At 62.3% G+C, this 1573-nt stretch carries 2 protein-coding genes; one reads left to right on the plus strand and one right to left on the minus strand.

The window, feature by feature from the left end:
• The coding region (locus AC1D34_RS37460; protein WP_476827016.1) for an FAD-dependent oxidoreductase at window positions 1-574 on the minus strand (574 nt) is incomplete at its 3' end.
• Window positions 575-956: 382 nt separating this feature from the next.
• Here AC1D34_RS37460 and AC1D34_RS37465 point away from each other — a divergent pair.
• On the plus strand, window positions 957-1573 hold a 617-nt coding region (locus AC1D34_RS37465; RefSeq protein WP_476827017.1), incomplete at its 3' end, for a TonB-dependent receptor plug domain-containing protein.

Genomic DNA, 1573 nt, shown 5'->3' on the forward strand with positions numbered 1-1573 from the left:
GGCGTTGGTAGTCGCGCGCCGAGATGCGATCGGATTCCTCACCGATCGAGAGCAGCAACCCGGAGGTGGCGACGGGCGTCATATCCGGGCCGAGATCTCCGAGCAGTTCCGCAACCGAGAGATCGCGCTTCRAGATATCGACGGTTTCGAGCTTGCGGTCGATTTGCCTGAAGGCGCCGCGCCGTTTGACCCGCTCGGCATCCGACATCGGTTGCCCGTTGGCGAAAACCTGGAAGCCGCTGCCCCAGGATTCATTCGGCGTCGGGATACCGAGATCGGCGGCGATCTTCACCCAGGGATTTCGCTCCGCCCAGTGGATGAACATCGCGCCGGCGTCGTAGGCGGCGCCAAGCGAGGTGTCGGTGAAGGCACGGCCACCGACCCGGTTGCGGGCCTCGATGATCACGACCTGGCGTCCCGCCGCTTTCAGTTCGCGTGCGGCTGCGATGCCGGCTGCGCCTGCGCCGATGACGACGACATCGAGATCGCCGGCCAAGGCAGGGCCGGGCGCGCCCGCAGCGGCTGCGGCGAGCGCAGTTGAGCCCATGAGAAAGGTCCGGCGGTCGAGCATCATCAACAATGTCCGCAGCGGTCTGGCGCCATGATGCGCGACTGCTTGTGCGTTGCAATACGCAACCTGCTTTGCGGCCGGATCACGGCAATCACGAGATCGGGAGGAGGGCGTGAGTGGGGCTGATTTCCGGGGTGATGTCTGCAGTATAGAATAAATATAAATTAGAACGCTTCTCCATTAGATAGATTCTATTGTTATTCCGTCGGTTGAGAATCGATTGACAGAATTCGACTCTATTTCTATCGAATGCTGGCTTTACTGAATTGATAAAGCTTAGTTTTCAGCAATTTTAAACTGCAGGCTGCGCATCCAATCCCTTGGCAGCGCCGGCAGGGGCGGGGTTCTGACTATGGGTGGGCATTCTGGCGGGCTGCGTTGCGGCGTGGCGCTCGGCGTTCTTGTGTTGATGACAGCGTCACAAGCTGGTGCACAGCAGCGTGTTCAGGCCGCGCAGCAGCCGGTTTTTCCTCAATCGGCCGAGGGACCCGTCGTTCTGGATACCATTACCGTGCAGGGGGAGGGAATCAGTGGTGCGCCGCTGATCGCCGGGCCGACGACGACCCGCACGACCCGCGAAGAACTCGACCGGCAGCAGGTCCAGAGCATTTCCGACCTGGCCAACCGGGTCGAAGCGGGCATCAGCTTCAATCGCCAGAATAACAGCATCAATATTCGTGGTCTCGATGGCCCGCGCGTGCTGACCACGGTCGWCGGCATCAGGCAGCCGTTCCTGACCGACACCCGGATCGATCGCAGTTCGACCAACGCCTTCGACTTCGATGCGTTGTCCACGCTCGACCTGCTGCGCGGCGGCAGCGGCGCCAGCGTGCTCGGCTCCGGGGCTCTGGGGGGCGTGCTTGCTGTCCGAACGCTCGACCCCAAGGACCTGATCAAGGGCGGCCGCCAGTTCGGTGCGCTCGCCAAGACCGGCTATGACAGTACCGACGAGGCCTGGTTCGGCAGTGCCGCAGTCGCGGCGCGGCTCCAGCAGACCTATTT

The sequence above is a fragment of the Allobosea sp. P1_A7 genome (assembly GCF_056406775.1).